The 15,817-nt window shown below is 73.3% G+C and carries 12 protein-coding genes; 7 read left to right on the top strand and 5 right to left on the bottom strand.

The genetic code is table 11. The features are described 5' to 3' along the window. Positions 1-183 (top strand): hypothetical protein (locus ABNT58_RS14065; protein WP_348754089.1); only part of this gene is annotated, 183 nt, incomplete at its 5' end. 30 nt (positions 184-213) lie between these two features. On the opposite strand, the gene ABNT58_RS14060 is transcribed toward ABNT58_RS14065, so the two are convergent. Next, positions 214-705, bottom strand: a complete 492-nt coding sequence (locus tag ABNT58_RS14060; protein WP_348754088.1) for a DUF2231 domain-containing protein — start codon at positions 703-705, stop codon at positions 214-216. Positions 706-792: 87 nt separating this feature from the next. Between ABNT58_RS14060 and ABNT58_RS14055 the strand changes: the two genes are divergently transcribed. Continuing rightward, positions 793-2,016 carry a threonine ammonia-lyase gene (locus tag ABNT58_RS14055; RefSeq protein WP_348754087.1) on the top strand — a complete coding sequence of 408 codons (1,224 nt, stop codon included), beginning with the start codon at positions 793-795 and terminating at the stop codon, positions 2,014-2,016. A gap of 54 nt (positions 2,017-2,070) precedes the next feature. Continuing rightward, positions 2,071-3,051: a ProQ/FinO family protein gene (locus ABNT58_RS14050; RefSeq protein WP_348754086.1), complete on the top strand. Its 981-nt coding sequence runs from the start codon at positions 2,071-2,073 to the stop codon at positions 3,049-3,051. Between the two features lie 56 nt (positions 3,052-3,107). On the opposite strand, the gene ABNT58_RS14045 is transcribed toward ABNT58_RS14050, so the two are convergent. Then, on the bottom strand, positions 3,108-8,729 hold the full coding sequence (locus ABNT58_RS14045; RefSeq protein ID WP_348754085.1) for an AAA family ATPase: 5,622 nt from the start codon (positions 8,727-8,729) through the stop codon (positions 3,108-3,110). Between the two features lie 133 nt (positions 8,730-8,862). Here ABNT58_RS14045 and ABNT58_RS14040 point away from each other — a divergent pair, with 133 nt between their 5' ends. From ABNT58_RS14040 to ABNT58_RS14025, 4 genes are read left to right on the top strand one after another with little or no spacing between them, the layout of a single operon-like run. Continuing rightward, positions 8,863-10,146, top strand: a complete 1,284-nt coding sequence (locus tag ABNT58_RS14040) for an ABC transporter substrate-binding protein (RefSeq protein WP_348754084.1) — start codon at positions 8,863-8,865, stop codon at positions 10,144-10,146. A gap of 12 nt (positions 10,147-10,158) precedes the next feature. Beyond that, positions 10,159-12,120: a hypothetical protein gene (locus tag ABNT58_RS14035; RefSeq protein WP_348754083.1), complete on the top strand. Its 1,962-nt coding sequence runs from the start codon at positions 10,159-10,161 to the stop codon at positions 12,118-12,120. Continuing rightward, positions 12,117-12,836 carry an ATP-binding cassette domain-containing protein gene (locus tag ABNT58_RS14030; protein WP_348754082.1) on the top strand — a complete coding sequence of 240 codons (720 nt, stop codon included), beginning with the start codon at positions 12,117-12,119 and terminating at the stop codon, positions 12,834-12,836. Before ABNT58_RS14035 ends, ABNT58_RS14030 begins: the two co-directional genes overlap by 4 nt. Beyond that, positions 12,836-13,444, top strand: coding sequence for an ATP-binding cassette domain-containing protein (locus ABNT58_RS14025; RefSeq protein WP_348754081.1), 609 nt, complete (start codon positions 12,836-12,838; stop codon positions 13,442-13,444). Before ABNT58_RS14030 ends, ABNT58_RS14025 begins: the two co-directional genes overlap by 1 nt. Before the next feature lie 10 nt (positions 13,445-13,454). On the opposite strand, the gene ABNT58_RS14020 is transcribed toward ABNT58_RS14025, so the two are convergent. Genes ABNT58_RS14020 through ABNT58_RS14010 form a run of 3 tightly spaced genes read right to left on the bottom strand, consistent with a single transcriptional unit; the run spans position 13,455 to position 15,815 of the window. Continuing rightward, entirely contained in the window at positions 13,455-14,156 is a 702-nt protein-coding gene (locus tag ABNT58_RS14020) for an ABC transporter ATP-binding protein (protein WP_348754080.1), read from the bottom strand. Between the two features lies 1 nt (position 14,157). Then, positions 14,158-14,901 (bottom strand): ABC transporter ATP-binding protein, encoded by a 744-nt coding sequence (locus ABNT58_RS14015; protein WP_348754079.1) that lies wholly within the window; start codon positions 14,899-14,901, stop codon positions 14,158-14,160. Then, the gene (locus ABNT58_RS14010) at positions 14,901-15,815 is read right to left on the bottom strand and encodes a branched-chain amino acid ABC transporter permease (RefSeq protein ID WP_348754078.1); all 915 of its coding nucleotides are present in this window, start codon (positions 15,813-15,815) and stop codon (positions 14,901-14,903) included. The genes ABNT58_RS14015 and ABNT58_RS14010 overlap by 1 nt, the downstream gene beginning before the upstream one ends. Positions 15,816-15,817: the final 2 nt, after the last annotated feature.

The following is a 15,817-nucleotide window of genomic DNA, read 5'->3' as shown; positions in this document are numbered from 1 at the left end:
CGGGTCAATGAACATGCGATGCGCCGGGTGATCATCGGCATCACCGGCCTCAGCTCGGCCTACCCGGCCGATGCCCAGGCCTTCGACCACAAGCTGAGCAAGCCGATCGACGCCGAGCAGCTGTTCAGCCTACTGCGGCAGGAGTGGCGCGAGCGCTTCGAGGACTCGCCCTTCGCGTTCTGAACGCCCTAGTGCGGGCCGCCTGATGCGGCATCAGGCACGGCGCGGCGGCAGCTCGCCGTGCAGCGAACTGGGCGCATCCAGCCCCGCCCCGGGCGACACGCCCACCCCCAGCCGGTCGACCAGCTCGCTGCCCAGCCAGGCGGTGACCAGCGACAGCGCCACCCCGGCGAACGACAGGCCCAACGCCAGCGCCGAAGGCTCGACGCCGTACTCACCCCGCAGCCAGGCACTGGCCGCGAACAGCAGCACCACCCCCCCGTTGCCCAGCCCGTGCAGCGCGCCCACGCGCCGCGCGCGCGTTCCTCGCGGGATGGCCAGCCAGTCGATGGTGCCGAAGGGCGTGGCCACCAACGCGCCGATCACGCCCCCCACGATCAGCCACCAGGCCACCATGGCCAGGTCGGCGCGGTCCCTGATGAGCCAGCCGATGTCGAACATCACCGACGTGGCCAGCAGCCCCAGCGGGAACACGATCAGCATCTGATGCACGGGGTGCCCCAGCACCTTGGCTCGGCTTTCCATGACGTCTCCTGGCGGCGGCCCTGCAGTGGCACGGCCGGTGCCGGGCGGTCGGCAAGCTGCATGCCGCAAGCCTGCGATCATTGCGGCATGCAGCCCCTCACCCCGCCCCCGATCACCGTCCAGGACATCCTTGCCGCGGCCGACCGGCTGCGTGGCCATGTGCTGGAAACGCCCTGCGTTCCTTCACGCACGCTGTCGGCCATCACCGGCTGCGACGTGTACCTGAAGTTCGAGAACCTGCAGTTCACCGCCTCCTTCAAGGAACGCGGCGCGCTGAACAAGCTGGCCCAGCTGAGCGACGACGAGAAGGCCCGCGGCGTGCTGGCCGTGAGCGCCGGCAACCATGCCCAAGGCGTGGCCTACCACGCGCAGCGGCTGGGCCTGCCGGCCACCATCGTGATGCCACGCTTTGCGCCGGCGGTGAAGGTGGACAACACCCGCCGCTTCGGGGCCAACGTGGTGCTGGAGGGCGACACCTTCGACCAGGCCCGCGCCCATGGCCTGCAGCTGGCCAAGGACCGCGGGTTGACCGTGGTGCACCCGTATGACGACCTGGCCATTGCCGCCGGCCAGGGCACGCTGGGGCTGGAGATGCTGCAGCAGCAGCCCGACATCGACACGCTGGTGGTGTCCATCGGTGGTGGCGGGCTCATCGGCGGCATTGCGGTGGCGGCACGGGCGGTGCGGCCGCACATGCGCATCGTGGGCGTGCAGACCGAGCGCTTTCCGGCCGTGTTCAATGCCAAGAAGGGCGAGCAGCGAGGCTTTGCGCAGACCACCATCGCCGATGGCATCGGCGTCAGCTCGCCAGGGGCCTTGACGGTGCCCCTGATCCACCAGCTGGTGGACGACGTGGTGCTGGTGAGCGAAGACACCATCGAGCAGGCCATCCTGATGCTGCTGGAGATCGAGAAGACGGTGGTGGAAGGCGCGGGCGCCGTGGGCCTGGCTGCGCTGCTGGCGCACCGCGAGCACTTCATCGGCCGCAAGGTGGGGCTGGTGCTGTCGGGCGGCAACATCGAGCCGCTGCTGCTGGCCGAAATCATCCACCGCGGCATGGTCAAGTCGGGCCGGCTGGTGCGGCTGCGCATCAACGTGCGCGACGTGCCGGGCACGCTGGCCACCGTGGCCCAGATGCTCAGCGAGCTGGGCGCCAACATCGAGGAGGTGCAGCACAACCGCGCCTTCAGCTCGTTGCCGGTGGAACGGGCGCAGATCGAGGTGGTGGTGCAGACGCGCGGCGATGCCCATGTGGACACCATCCTGGCCACGATGACCGAGCGCGGCTTCGAGATCCAGCGCGTGCGGTGATTGCGCGGCAGGCACAATCCGGCCCTTGCGCCGATCTGACCGACGCCACTGCCGATGACCTCTCAAGCCCCTGACCACATCCCCGTGCCGCCGGCCGACAGCCCCGCACAGACCCCCGCCGCGGCGGAAGCTGCCGCGCCGGAGCAGGCGCAGGCACCGGCCAACGCGCCGGTGACCGCGCCAGCCGCCGAGGCCACCGAGCCCGCCCAGGCACCCGCCGAAGCAGCATCCGCGGATGCTGCTGAAGCCCCCGCCGATGCTGCGCCGGCAGCCGCTGAAGCCGCACCGGCCCAGCCGGCCGGCAAGGCTGCCGAGCTGTCGCCCGCACAATGTGCGGCCGAGCTGGCCAAGCGCTTTCCGGCCTTGTTCGGCCGCCACCCCAAGCCGCTGAAGCTGCGCATCCAGGCCGACATCCAGCAGCGTGCGCCGGGTGTCTTCAGCAAGCGGGTGCTGTCGATCTTCCTGCACCGGCATACCGGCAGCACCTCGTACCTGATCGCGCTGAGCAAGTCGAAGGAACGCTTCGACCTCGACGGCCAGCCCGCCGGCGAGCTGAGCGAAGAACACCGCAACGCCGCCAATGAAGAGCTGGCCCGCCGCCGCGCCAACCAGCAGAACCGGCGCGAGCAGGAAGAGCAAGGCCGCCGCGAACGCGCCGACCTGCTGTGGGCCTTCGAGCACACCACACTGACGCCGGCCAACTTCTGCGCGCTCAAGGGCATTGCGCCCGAGTCGCTGGACAGCCTGCTGGAAGTGGCCCGCAAGGAAGCCGCCGAACGCGCGGCCCAGCCGCCCCGCCGCGAAGGCTTTGGTGGCCGTGGCGACTTCGGCTCGGGCCGCAACGAGCGCGGCCCCCGGCCGGAAGGCGCGGGCGGCGAGCGCGGCGGCCCGCGGCGCGAAGGCGCACCCGGCCGCGGTCCGCGGCCTGGTGGCGAAGGTGCCCGTGGCCCGCGCCCTGGCGGCGAAGGCGGCCGTGGTGGCCGCCCGGGTGGCCGGCCCGGCGGCGGCAAGCCGGGCGGCCCGCGCCCGCGCTGAAAGCGCGTGGCCCGCCCGCCGGGCCGTCCCAAGGGCGGGTGCTCCCTGGGGGCAGGTCAAGCCGGTTTGACAGGCCTCATCCAGCGGCCGATGGTGCTGTAGAGCACCTCCACGTCGATCGGCTTGGCGATGTGGTCGTCCATGCCGGCGGCCAGTGCCTCGGCACGGTCGATGGCGCGGGCGCTGGCGGTCATCGCGATCACCGGCAGCCGGCGCCAGCGGGCATCGGCGCGCAGCAGGCGCGTGGCCTCGAAGCCATCCATCACCGGCATCTGGCAATCCATCAGCACGCCGTCGAAGGCGTGTTGTTCCAGGCAGCGCAGCGCTTCCTGGCCGTTGGCGGCCACGGTGGGCTCGATGCCGGCATTGCGCAGCAGCTCCAGCGCCAGCTCCTGGTTGATCTCGTTGTCTTCCACCAGCAGCACGCGCAGCCCCAGCAGCGATGCAGGCTCCTGCGGCAGCTCGTGGTCCGTGGCGGTGGGCACCGCTTCGGCCACGCCCAGGCGCAGCTCGAACCAGAAGCAGCTGCCCACGCCGGGCTGGCTGTCCACCTCGATCTGCCCGCCCATCAGCTGCACCAGCCGCTGCGAGATGGCCAGCCCCAGCCCGGTGCCGCCATAGCGGCGCGAGGTGGAACCATCGGCCTGGCTGAAGGGCTTGAACAGCAGCGCGCGCTGCTCGGGCGTCATGCCGATGCCGGTGTCGCGCACGCTGAAGCGCAGCTGCACCATGGCCGGCTCGGGGGTGGGCAGCGCCTGGATGCTGCAGCTCACCTCGCCCTGCTCGGTGAACTTGACGGCGTTGTTGCACAGGTTGATGAGCACCTGCCCCAGCCGCAGCGGGTCGCCCACCAGGTGTGTGGGCACCGGCCCGGCCATCGGAAAGCTCAGCCCCAGGCCCTTTTGCGCCGCACGCACGCCGACGATGTCCTGGGCCTGGCCCAGCACGTCGGCCAGTGCAAACACGGTTTGTTCGATCTCCACGCGACCGGCCTCCACCTTTGAGAAATCGAGGATGTCGTCGACCAGCGACAGCAGCAGCGTGGCCGAGGTCTGGATCTTCTGCACGTAGTTGCGCTGCCGCTCGTTCAGCCCGCTGTGCAGCGCCAGGTAGGCCATGCCCAGCACCGCGTTCATCGGCGTGCGGATCTCATGGCTCATGTTGGCCAGAAAGGCCGTCTTGGCGCGGTTGGCGGCATCGGCCGCTTCCATCGCGGTCTGCAGCGCGGCGGTGCGCTGGGCCACGCGCTGCTCCAGCTCGGCATTGAGGCCGCGCAGCTGCTCGACCACCCAGGCGTTTTCCAGCGAGATGGCGGCCTGCACCGCCAGCTGGTTGAGCACGCCCAGCCGCTCACGCGTGAACAGGCGCGGCACGCTGCGGTGCTCCAGGTACAGCACGCCGGTGAGCGTGGCGCGGTGCTGGATGGGCAGGCACAGGGCCGAGGCCGGCTGGTGCGCCAGCAGGTAGGCATCACGCTCGAAGGTGTGCGGCGGGTGGGTGTCGCCCAGCAGCACGGTTTCGCGGCTGCGCTGCACGAAGGCCAGCATGCGGTGCGGCAGCCGCTGGCGGGCGCTGTCGTCGGGCCGCAGCTGCACGTCGATGTCGTGCAGCCGAACCTGCGCGGTGGCCGCCAGCAGCAGGGGCGACTGGCGCTCGCGCGCGTCCACCAGCAGCAGCGCACCCGACTGCGCACCGGCCTGCTCGATCACCAGGCGCATCAGCGTGCCCAGCAGTTCGTCGCGCGTGATGCGGCTGGACAGTGCCTGCGTGGCCTTGACCAATGCCAGCGTGTCCAGCGGCATCGGCCGCGCCTCGGGTTCGGCGGGCAGCGGCAGGCGGTGCGGCAACGCGGCGGCCTGGGCCTGCCCGCGGCTGATGCGGTCGATCACCGCGGCATCCAGCCGCCGCAGCTTGGCCCAGGCACCCCAGCGTTCATAGGCGGCGATGGCAGCCTGCCGGCAGGCTTCGGCCGCCGTGGGCAGCTGCAGCTGGCCGGCGACGCGCGCGGCGCGCTCCATCGACAAGGCCTGCACATGCGGCAGGCCCAGCGCCGCGGCCTGCCGGGCCGCCGCCTCGAAGCCGGCCAGCGCCTGCAGCGCGTCGCCGCCCAGGCGCTGGCGCTCGGCCTGCAGCAGGCTGCGCCAGGGGCCGAAGGCATCGGGGTTGTGGCGGGCCCAGTGCTCGACCTGCTGCACTGCCGCGTCGAGCGCGGCGCTGTCGGCGGGGGTGGCGGTGTCCTGGTCGCCGGCCAGGGCCAGCGCGCCGTACACCACGTGCAGGTGCTCCAGCAGCGTGCCCTTGACGGCCGCCCGCGAGGCATCGGCCCGCCGGGCCTGCAGACGGGCCGAAGGCAGGTCGCCCAGCACGCAGTCCACCATCAGGCGCCGCAGCGCCACGAAGGCCGCACGCAGTTCGCCGGCGGCGGCCGGCGCCAGCTCGGTGTCGGGCACCAGCACCGGCGGCGTGGCGGGGATCGGGTCGCCGCGCAGCCGGCAGGCGGCGTCGCGCAGCGAGATCAGGTCTTCGGCCAGGTCGGGGAAGCGGGCGCGCTGCACCTGGGGCAGCAGCTCTTCGGCCCGCGCCACCACCTCGTCCACCGGCCGGCCGGCGAACAGCAGCGTGGTCACCAGGTGCCCGCAGGCAAAGCAGGCGGTGCCCAGGTCGCCCTCGGCGCGGGCGCTGTCCAGCGCCTGCTGCAGGCGGCGCACCACCTCCTGCCAGGGCCGGCACCACATGGCGATGAGCCCGCGCCAGAAGGCGATGCGCCCCAGATCGTTGCCGCCGTGGGCGGCCTCGGCCATGGTCTGCGCAAGGTAGCCGAAGGCCTCGCCCGCCGCGGGCTCGCCGAGGTGGCCGGCCAGCACCCAGCCGAAGTAGGCCAGCCCCGGCGCACTGGCGCGGGCCTGGCCATGGTCCAGCAGCAGGTGCACCAGGCGGATGAGCAGCAGCGCCAGCAGCTGCTTGTCGAGGAACACCAGCAGCCGCAGCGCACCGTCGATGCCGCGCAGCAGCAGCAGCGCCTCGGGCTGCATCATCTGCGGCAGCTCGGCCAGGCTGACCACGGGCCGGTCGCCCAGCCGCGCCTGCAAGGCCTGCCAGGCCTGCCGCACCTGGGCCGCCTGCGGCTGGGCGGGCAAGGGCAGGCCCAGCTCGGCCAGGCTGGCGATGGCCACCTGCTCGGCCTGCTGGTAGTGGCCGCGGGCCACGCACACCTCGATCAGCACCTGGTGCGCGTCCAGCCGCTCGGCCGGCGGGCGCCGCTGCGCCAGCACCCGGCGGGCCAGGCGTTCGGCCTCGTCGAAGCACTGGCGCTGTGCCTCGCAGCGCGCCAGCAGGCGCAGCAGCGCGCTGGCCAGCGCGGGCTGGCTGGGCCAGGGGTCGGCCGGCAGCAGCGCCAGACCGGCGCGCAGGTAGGCGATGGCGGCCACGTAGGCGGTGGCGCCATAGGCGCGGGCGCCGGCCTGCAGGTTGAGCGCCGCCACCGACAGCCGCTCGGCCTCGTCGGTGAGGGCCGCCAGCCCATGGTTGAACTGCGTGACGATGGCATAGAGCCGGTCGTCGCCTTCCACCAGGCCTTCGGCCGCGGCGTCGGCGCGCAGTGAGCGCGCGATGCGCACATGCAGCGCCGGCCGTGCGTCGGCAGGCGTCAGCTCCTGCGCGGCTTCCTGCGCGCGGTCGTGCAGGAAGCGCCACTGCGGCGTGCCGCGGGCCACCAGGCCGGCCTGCAGCGCGGGCCACAGCGCGGCCTCGGCCTGGCCTTCGGTCAGGCCGGCCACACGGGCCAGCACGTTGAGGCGGAAGGGGCTGCCCAGCAAGGCCGCCAAAGCCAGCGCCTGGCGGCTGGCCTCGGGCAGGCGGCGCAGGCGCGCCAGCATCAGGTCCACCACGTTGTCGGTGAATCCGCGCTGGGTGATGCGCGCCAGCTCGCCATGCCAGTGCCCGGCCTGGGCGTCGAACTGCAGCAGGCCGTCCTGGTGCAGCGCCGTCAGGAACTGGCCGACGAACTGCGGATTGCCATCGGTGCGCGCATGCACCAGTGCGCCCAGCGACTGCACCAGCCCGTCGTGCCGGTGCAGCGCACCGGCCACGATGCGCACCACGTCGCCCCGCTCGAGCGAGCGCAGCGGCAGCACCGTCACCGGCACGCCGCGGCGGGCAAAGGCAGCCTCCACCACCACCGCCGACGCAATGCCCTGCGGCCCGATGGGCCGGCTGGCGCCCACCACCAGCACATGGCGCGACTGGGGCGCGTCGCACAAGGCGGCCAGCAGGCCCAGGCTGCCGACGTCCAGCCAGTGCAGGTCGTCGAAGAACAGCACCAGCGGATGCTCGGCCGTGGCCAGCACGCCCACCAGGCGCTGCAACGCGTCCTGCAGGCGGCGGGCGGCCTGCTCGGCCGGCAGGCCGGGGGGTTCGGGCACCGCGCCCATCACCCAGCGCAGGGCCGGCACGACCTCGGCCACCGCCGCCGCATCGGCGCCCAGGGCCCGTTCCAGCCGCTGGCGCCACTGCGTGAGTTCGGCGGCACTGCCGGTGAGCATGCGCTGCACCAGCGGCCCCAGCGCCATGCCGAACACCGCATGCGGAATGCCGCGCACGTAGGGGTCGGCCTTGGCCACGCAGAAGCTGCCGCCCTCCAACGCCACGGCCGAGCGCAGCTCGGACACCAGCGAGCTCTTGCCCACGCCCGCCTCGCCGGTGACCAGCACCACCTGGCGCGGGCCGCCCGCGGCCACGCGGTGGAAGGCTGACAGCAGCGCCGTGCGCTCGTCGTCGCGGCCCACCAGCACTTCGGGCAGCTCGAAGCGGTCGGACACATCGGCCCGGCCCAGCACCAGCGTGTCGTCGATGCGGCCCTGCTCCCAGGCCTGCCGGCACAGGGCCAGGTCGGCGCGCAGGCCGTTGGCGGTCTGGTAGCGGCGCTCGGGCAGCTTGGCCAGCAGCTTCATCACCAGCTGCGCCAGCGCATGCGGCACGCCGGGCACCACCGCGTCGGGCGAGCGGGGCTCGCGCGCCAGGTGGCAGTGCACCCACTCCAGCGCATCGGCCGCCTGGAAGGGCAACCGGCCGGTGAGCAGCTGGTAGAGCATCACGCCCGCGCCGTAGAGGTCGCTGCGGCTGTCCACGGTGCGGTTCATGCGGCCCGTCTGCTCGGGCGAGGCATAAGGCAGCAGCCAGGCGGGCAGCTCGGTGGCCAAGTCGTCGGGGTAGTCGCGCTGCAGGCGCACCGCGCGCGAGAAGTCGAGCAGCCAGACCTGGCCGTGGTCGCCCACCAGCACGTGGCCCGGGTGCAGGCCGCCGTGGATCACCTTCTGGCGGTGCAGGTCGTCCAGCGCCTCGGCCAGGCTTTCGGCGACGGTGAAGAACTGCGCCAGCGGACAGGGTTGCGGGCTGCAGATCAGCTCGGACAGCGGGCGGCCGTCCACGTCCTGCAGCACCTGCACCGCCTGGCCGCCGTCGTCCAGCACCGCCAGCGGCTGCGGCACGTGCGGGCCCTGCAGGCCCAGCATCAGCGCATGTTCGTCGCGCAGGCGGGTGGCCGCCTCGGGCGTGGCGGAGTCGGGGTGCGGCACCTTGAGCAGCACCAGCTGGCTGGCCACGGCGGGCGCGCTGCCCCGAAACACCTGGGTCGACAGGCTGTCGTGGAGCGTTTCGGCAGCGGTGTAGTCGGTGCTCATCGGCGCGGGGCGGGGCGCCTCAAGAATACTGGCAACTCCCCCTCAAATGGAGGAAGATGAATTTGCAAATGGCGACATTGATCGAGCTGACAGGGCTTGACCAATTGATGTCAATTGTGTCTGGGGGATCACCATGGCCTTTACCGCCCGCGCCCGCCACCGCACGTTCGTGCTGCTGTTTGCCCTGGCCGCGGGGCCGGTGGCCGCGATGGCGGCGCCGCCACCGTGCCGCGCCAGCGGCGGCCCGCCCGCGCAGGGTGCGCCGCTGCGGGTGGGGGCCATCGTGGGCAAGACCGGGCCAGACGACTTCAGCTCGTCGGCCGGTGCGGCGCGCGCGTACTTCCGCTGCGTCAACCAGCATGGCGGCATCCATGGCCGGCCGGTGCAGTACCTGATCGAAGACGACCAGTGGAATGCCGAGCGTGCCGCCCAGGCCGCCGCCCGCCTGGTGACGGACCGCCAGGTGCTGGCGCTGGTGGGCAACGGCAGCCTGGTGGAAATGCGCGTCAACGCCCGCCTGTACGAGCAGCAGGGCGTGGTGGTCATCGCCGCGGCCTGCGCGGTGCAGGAGTGTTTCGAGTCGCGCAACATCGTCTCCACCAACGGCGGGCCGCTGCCCAGCAACCTGGGCGCGGTGCAGTGGGCGGTGCGCAGCCTGGGTACACGTTCGGTGGCGTGCATCAGCGTCAACACCCCGGGCGGCGGCCACTGGACCTGCGACGCGGTGCAGCGCTGGCTGGCCGGCCGCGGCCTGCGCAGCCAGGCGGTGCTGTTCGACGCGGCCAGCGCCGACTTCACGTCGGTGCTGCTGCAGGCGCGCGCCACCGGCGCCGACACGCTGCTGGTGAACCTGCCCGCCGGCCTGGCGCTGCCGCTGCTGCAGGCCGCGCAGGAGCAGGACCTGGGCGAGCGCTACCGCTGGATCGCGCCCACGCCGCTGTACGACGACCAGGTGCCCGCGGCGCTGGGCCGCTACTGGGCGAACCGGCTGTACGTGCATGCCGAACTCACCCGGCTGGACGGCGACGGCCCCGACGCCCGCCGCTGGCGCGCGGTGATGCAAGGCTGGGGCAGCAGCGACGCGCTGGCCACCCAGCGGCGCGACACCTTCTCGCAGGCGGGCTTCGTGGCGGCCGACATCTTCACCGCCGCGCTGCTGCAGATGAACCCACGCGACCTGGACAGCCGCCGGGCCGTGACGCGGGCGCTGCGCGCGGTGCGCGACCACCGCAGCGACCTGCTGTGCCGGCCCTGGTACTTCGGCGATGGCGACCGCCACATGCCCAACCACGCCGGCATCATGCTGCGCTACACCGGCAGCGGCTACGAGACGGTGGCCGGCTGCTTCGACACCGAGTCGGACTACCTGGCGCCCATCCAGGCCTCGGAGCGGCGCCAGGGCATCGCCCGGCGCTGAGCGGGGCCGGCCATGCCCGCGGGCGCCCTGTGGATCTCGGGCCTGGCCCTGGGCGCGGTGTACGCGCTGGCCGGCGTGGCGCTGCTGCTGCTGTACCGCAGCACCGGCGTGCTCAACCTGGCGCAGGGTGCCCTGGGGGCGCTGGCGGCGCTGCTGGCCTGGCAGCTGGCCGCGCCCGGACCGGTGGGCCTGCCGGCCGCGGCGGTGGCGGTGGGCGCCGCCACCGCCGTGGCGCTGCTGTACGGCCATGCCGTGGCGCCGCGACTGGCGGCGCGCGAGCCGGTGCTGCAGGCCCTGGGCACCCTGGGCCTGGCGCTGGCGCTGCTGGGCGCCGTGGGCTGGGCCTGGCCACCCGCGCCGCGCCGGCTGCTGCTGCCCACCGATGCGCTGGTGCTGCAGTGGCCGGGCCTGCGGCTCACGAGCAGCCGGTTGCTGGCGCTGGCCGTGGCGGTGCTGGCGGCCGGCGGCACCGGCTGGCTGCTGGCCTGCAGCCGCCTGGGGCTGGCCTGGCGTGCACTGGCCGACCACCGCGCCCATGCGCGGCTGCTGGGGGTGCCGGTGCAACGCGCAGAGCAACTGGCCTGGGCCTGGAGCGGCCTGCTGTGCGGCATCGCCGGCCTGCTGCTGGGCCACCTGGTGCGGCTGGATGCCGGCACCCTCACTTTCCTGGTGGTGCCGGCGCTGGCGGCAGCGGTGGTGGGCCGGCTGCACGCCTGGCCGGCCACGCTGGCGGCGGGCCTGGCCATCGGCGTGGCCGAAGCCTGGGCCACCCAGTGGCCCGCGGCCAGCCCGTTTCGCGCTGCGGTGCCGTTTGCACTGGCGCTGCTGGTGGAAGTGGCGCGCGCGCTGGCCGCGGTGCGCTGGCGCGGCTGGCGGCGGCCACGCCGCCGGGCCCTGACAGGGCCCCTGCCGAAGGTGCCCGTTGCCCCGGCCGCCGATGCGGCGGCTGGCCGATGGTCGGTCGCGTGGCCCGCGGCGGGGCCGACCGTGCGCCGCCTGCTGGGGCCGGCGCTGGCCATCGCCCTGCTGCCGGCGCTGCTGGGCGGTTACTGGCTGCAGGTATGGACGGCGGCCGTGATCTACGCCATGGCAGCCTGCGGCGTGGCCTTGCTGCAGGCACAGCTGGGCCTGGTGCAGCTGGCCCAGGTGGCGTGGATGGGCGTGGGCGGCTGGCTGTGCCTGCGCCTGTGGCACGGCACCGGCTGGCCGGTGGGCATGTGCCTGGGGGTTGCCACGCTGGGCACCGCGCTGGCCGGCGCGCTGGTGGGCCTGCCGCTGCTGCGGCTGCGCGGCCTGGGCTTTGCGCTGGCCAGCCTGATGCTGGCGGGCGCCTTCGGCGTGGTGATCCACGCGCTGCAGTTTCCCAACGGCGGCTCCGACGGCCTGGCCGGCTACGGCCCCGGCATGGTGCCGATGGCGCGGCCCGCGGGGTGGGCGGGCGATGCCGCGCTGCTGCGAGGCGCCGCCTTGCTGCTGTGGGCCTGCCTGGCGCTGCAAGGGGCGATGGTGCGTGGCGCACCCGGTCGGGCCTGGGCCCTGATGCGCGAAAGCCCCGCCGCCGCGCTGGCCTGTGCAGTGCCGGTGAACCTGAGGCGGCTGCAGGCGCTGGCCTGGTGCGCGGCCACCGCCGGGCTGGCCGGCAGCCTGCTGGCGCTGCAGCTGGGCACGCTGGACCCCCGCTCCTTCGCGCCCGGCGAATCCATCGTGCTGCTGGCCACCACGGTGATCGCCGGGCCACAGGCTGCGGCGGGGCCGCTGCTGGCCGGGGTGCTGCACCGGGTGGTGCCCGGCGCACTGGCCAGTCTGGGGCTGGATGCGCAGCTGGCCCTGCTGCTGTTCGGCCTGGCCCTGATGCATGCGCTGGCCACCGCGCCGCAGGGCCTGGTGGTGCAACTGCAAACGCTGGCACGCATGGCCTGGCGGTTTCGTTGGCCCAGGCGCGCCCCGCGCCCGCCGGTGCGGGGCCGGCCATGATCTCGCTGCACCGGCTGGGCGTGCGCTTTGGCGGCCTGGTGGCGCTGGACGAAGTCACCGCCGAGTTGCGCGCGCCGGTGGTCGGCCTCATCGGGCCCAACGGCGCGGGCAAAAGCAGCCTGCTGGACGCACTGAGCGGCCTGGTGCCGGTGCAGCCCGCCACCCGCCTGCTGCTGGACCAGCTGCCGCTGCACCCCTTGAGCCCTCGCCAGCGCGCGCTGGCGGGGCTGCGCCGCGCCTTCCAGCACGACGCGCTGGTGCCCGAGCGCAGCGTGGCCGACAACGTGGCCGTGGCGCTGGATGCACGGCCGGGGTCGCGCGCCGACAAGGCCGCCGCGCTGCAGCAGGCGCTGCAAGGGGCCGATCTGTGGCCGCTGCGTGAAGCCCCCTGCGGCAGGCTGGACCGCTTCGAACGCCGGCGCGTGGCCTGGGCGCGGGCGCTGGCCGGCGGTGCCCGGCTGCTGCTGCTGGACGAACCGGCCGCCGGCCTGCCGCCCCACCAGCGCGCGGCGTTGGCGGCCTGGCTGGAACGTGTGCATGCCGATACCGGCACGCAGACCCTGCTGGTCGAACACGACCTGCGCCTGGTGGCGCGCTGCTGCGAAGAAGTGCTGGTGCTGCAGCAAGGCCGTCTGCTGGCGCACGGACCCACGGCCCAGGTGCTGGCCGATGCCCGCGTGCGCGCCGCCTGCGCCGGTGCAGGAGCCACCCTGTGATGGAGGCCCGCGACCTGCGCGCCGGCGGCAGCGCGCCGTTGAACCTGCGGCTGCCACCCGGCCAGCTGGTGCTGCTGACCGCCACCCGCACGCCAGACACCGGTGAACTGCTGGCCGCGCTGGCCGGCCTGCAGCCGCTGCAGCAGGGCAGCCTGTGGCTGCACGAGCAACGGGTGGATGGCCTGCCGCCCGACCAGCGCCGCCGCCGTGGCCTGGTGCTGGTGCCGGCGCAGCCGCCGGTGCTGCCGGGCTTGAGCGTGCAGGACAACCTGCGTGCCGCCGGCTGCCACCTGCCGGCCGCTGCACTGTCGCAGGCGCTGCAGCGCAGCGCCCAGTGGTGGCCTGAACTGCAGGCCTGCCGGCAGCAGCGGGCGGGCACGCTGTCCGGCGGGCAGCGCCGGCTGCTGGCGCTGGCGCAAGGCCTGGTGGCCTCACCCCGCTGGCTGTTGCTGGACGAGCCCACGCAGGCGCTGGCGCCCGCGCTGGCGCAGCGCCTGGTGCAGCGGCTGGGCGAGCTGCGCCAGCACGGCCTGGCGGTGCTGGTGGCCGATGCGCAGGCGCTCTGGTGGCAGCCGGTGGCCGATCAGGTGGTGGTGCTGGACGGCTGAAGCGCCGCGCTCACACGCCCAAAAATTCGCCCAGCCGGCTGGTGTCGGCCGCCAGCGCGGCCGAGCCGCCGGCCAGCTCGATGCGGCCCTTTTGCATCACCACCGCCTGCTCGGTGTGGCCCAGCACCTTGCGGTAGTCGCGGTCGACGATCAGCGTGGCGATGCCGGTGGCGCGGATCTCGCCGATCACGCGCCAGATCTCGGCCACGATCAGCGGCGCCAGGCCTTCGGTGGCTTCGTCCAGGATCATCAGCCGCGGGTTGGTCATCAGCGCGCGGCCGATGGACAGCATCTGCTGCTCGCCGCCCGACAGCTGCTGGCCGCCGTGGCCCAGCCGCTCGGCCAGCCGCGGGAAGGTGTGCATCACCCGCTCGAAGGTCCAGGCCCTGCGGCCGTCCAGGCCGGGGCGCTCGGCCATCACCAGGTTCTCTCGCACCGAGAGGTTGGGAAAGATGCCCCGCCCTTCAGGCACGTAGCCGATGCCCAGCCGCGCCATCTTCTCGGGCGCCCAGCCGGTCACGTCCTTGCCGTCCACCAGCACGCGGCCGGAGGCCGGCTTCACATAGCCCATCAGCGAGCGGATGAGCGTGGTCTTGCCCATGCCGTTGCGGCCCAGCAGGCCCACGGCGGTGGCGGCGGGCACCTGCACGTCCACGCCGCGCAGGATGTGGCTGTCGCCGTAGTAGGTGTTCAGGCTTTCGATCTTCAGCACGTCAATGCTCCCCCAGGTAGGCCGTCTGCACCTCGGGGTCGCGGCGGATGTGCTCGGGGTCGCCGCTGGCGATCACGCAGCCGTTGACCATCACCGTGATGCGGTCGGCGATGCGGAACACCGCGTCCATGTCGTGCTCCACCAGCAGCACCGCATGCGTGGCCTTCAGGCGTTGCAGCAGCGCCAGCATGCGGTCGGTTTCTTCGGCGCCCATGCCGGCCAGCGGCTCGTCCAGCAGCAGCACACGCGGCGCGGTGGCCAGGCACATGGCCACTTCCAGCTGGCGCTTGGCGCCGTGGCTCATCGTGCCGGCGATGCGATCGGCCTCATGCGCCAGGCCGGCCGCTTCCAGCGCGGCCTGGGCCGCGGCAGTGCTGCGCGCGCAGGCTGTCGCCGCCTGCCACAGCGCCCAAGGCCGCGCAAAGGCGGCCTGCGCGGCCAGGCGGCAGTTTTCGCGCACCGTGAACTCCGGAAAGATGGTGGTGCGCTGGTAGCTGCGGCCCACCCCCGCCCGCGCCCGCCGGTGCTGCGACCAGCCGGTGACGTCCTGCCCATCGAAGCGGATGCGGCCGGTGCTGGCACCCAGCTCGCCCGACAGCATGTTGATGAGCGTGGACTTGCCGGCGCCGTTGGTGCCGATGACCGCATGCACCTGACCCACGTGCAGGTCCAGGGCCACGTCGCTCACGGCCAGCAGCCCGCCGAAGCGGCGGCTCAGCCCTTCCACCTGCAGCATGGCTTGCATCAAGCACCTCTCGGGGTCGATTGCGGCGACAGCCGGTCCATCAGGCCGATCAGGCCCTTGGGCAGCAGCGCCACGAAAGCGATGATGGCCAGCCCCAGCGTGAGCTGCCAGTGGTCGGCCAGCGGGCCCACCAGGCCATGGGTGGACAGCACTTCGCGCAGCAGCGTGAAGGCCACCGCGCCGATCACCGCGCCCCGCAGGCTGCCCAGCCCGCCCAGGATGATCATCAGCAGCACGTCGCCCGAGGTGTGCCAGCCCAGCATCTCGGGGTTGACCACGCCATCGCGCGAAGCCACCAGAAAGCCCGCCAGCCCGGCCAGCGCACCGCCGATGACGAAGGCCGCCAACTTGTACAGGTAAGTGTTGAAGCCAGCGGCCCGCATGCGCTGCTCATTGACGCGGATGCCGGCCAGCGCCGCGCCGAAGCGCGAGCGGCGGATCAGCGCCAGCAGCCCGTAGGTGCCGGCCAGCGCCGCCAGCACCACGAAGTACAGCGTGCGCCGGTCCTCCAGGTCGATGGCGCCCAGCGCCGGCCGCACGTACAGGTAGATGCCGTCGCTGCCGCCGCCGATGCCGGTGTCGTGGAACACGAAGTAGGCCATCTGCGCAAAGGCCAGCGTGACCATGATGAAGTAGATGCCGCGGGTGCGCAGCCCCAGCAGCCCGACGAACAGCGCATAGGCCGCCGCGCCGCCCATGGCCAGCGGCAGCAGCGTGGCGATGGAGCCGCCGCCATCGCCCGAGGCCAGCACCGTGACATAGGCACCGATGCCATAGAAGGCCGCATGGCCCAGGCTGACCAGGCCGGTGATGCCGACGACGAGCTGCAGGCTGAGCGCGAAGATCGACAGGATCATCACCTTCAGCAGCAGGTCGGTGAGGTAAGGCGTGAGCACCGGCGCCACGGCGGCCAGTG

Source organism: uncultured Aquincola sp., assembly GCF_964001545.1.
Lineage (GTDB): Bacteria > Pseudomonadota > Gammaproteobacteria > Burkholderiales > Burkholderiaceae_C > Aquincola.
This window is presented reverse-complemented; position numbering and strand designations above follow the sequence as displayed.

Excerpts from the sequence above, each read along its gene's own strand:
- ABNT58_RS14060 (WP_348754088.1), bottom strand. The coding sequence starts at position 705 with ATGGAAAGCCGAGCCAAGGTGCTGGGGCACCCCGTGCATCAGATGCTG.
- ABNT58_RS14055 (WP_348754087.1), top strand. The coding sequence starts at position 793 with ATGCAGCCCCTCACCCCGCCCCCGATCACCGTCCAGGACATCCTTGCC.
- ABNT58_RS14050 (WP_348754086.1), top strand. The coding sequence starts at position 2,071 with ATGACCTCTCAAGCCCCTGACCACATCCCCGTGCCGCCGGCCGACAGC.
- ABNT58_RS14045 (WP_348754085.1), bottom strand. The coding sequence starts at position 8,729 with ATGAGCACCGACTACACCGCTGCCGAAACGCTCCACGACAGCCTGTCG.
- ABNT58_RS14040 (WP_348754084.1), top strand. The coding sequence starts at position 8,863 with ATGGCCTTTACCGCCCGCGCCCGCCACCGCACGTTCGTGCTGCTGTTT.
- ABNT58_RS14035 (WP_348754083.1), top strand. The coding sequence starts at position 10,159 with ATGCCCGCGGGCGCCCTGTGGATCTCGGGCCTGGCCCTGGGCGCGGTG.
- ABNT58_RS14030 (WP_348754082.1), top strand. The coding sequence starts at position 12,117 with ATGATCTCGCTGCACCGGCTGGGCGTGCGCTTTGGCGGCCTGGTGGCG.
- ABNT58_RS14025 (WP_348754081.1), top strand. The coding sequence starts at position 12,836 with ATGGAGGCCCGCGACCTGCGCGCCGGCGGCAGCGCGCCGTTGAACCTG.
- ABNT58_RS14015 (WP_348754079.1), bottom strand. The coding sequence starts at position 14,901 with ATGCAAGCCATGCTGCAGGTGGAAGGGCTGAGCCGCCGCTTCGGCGGG.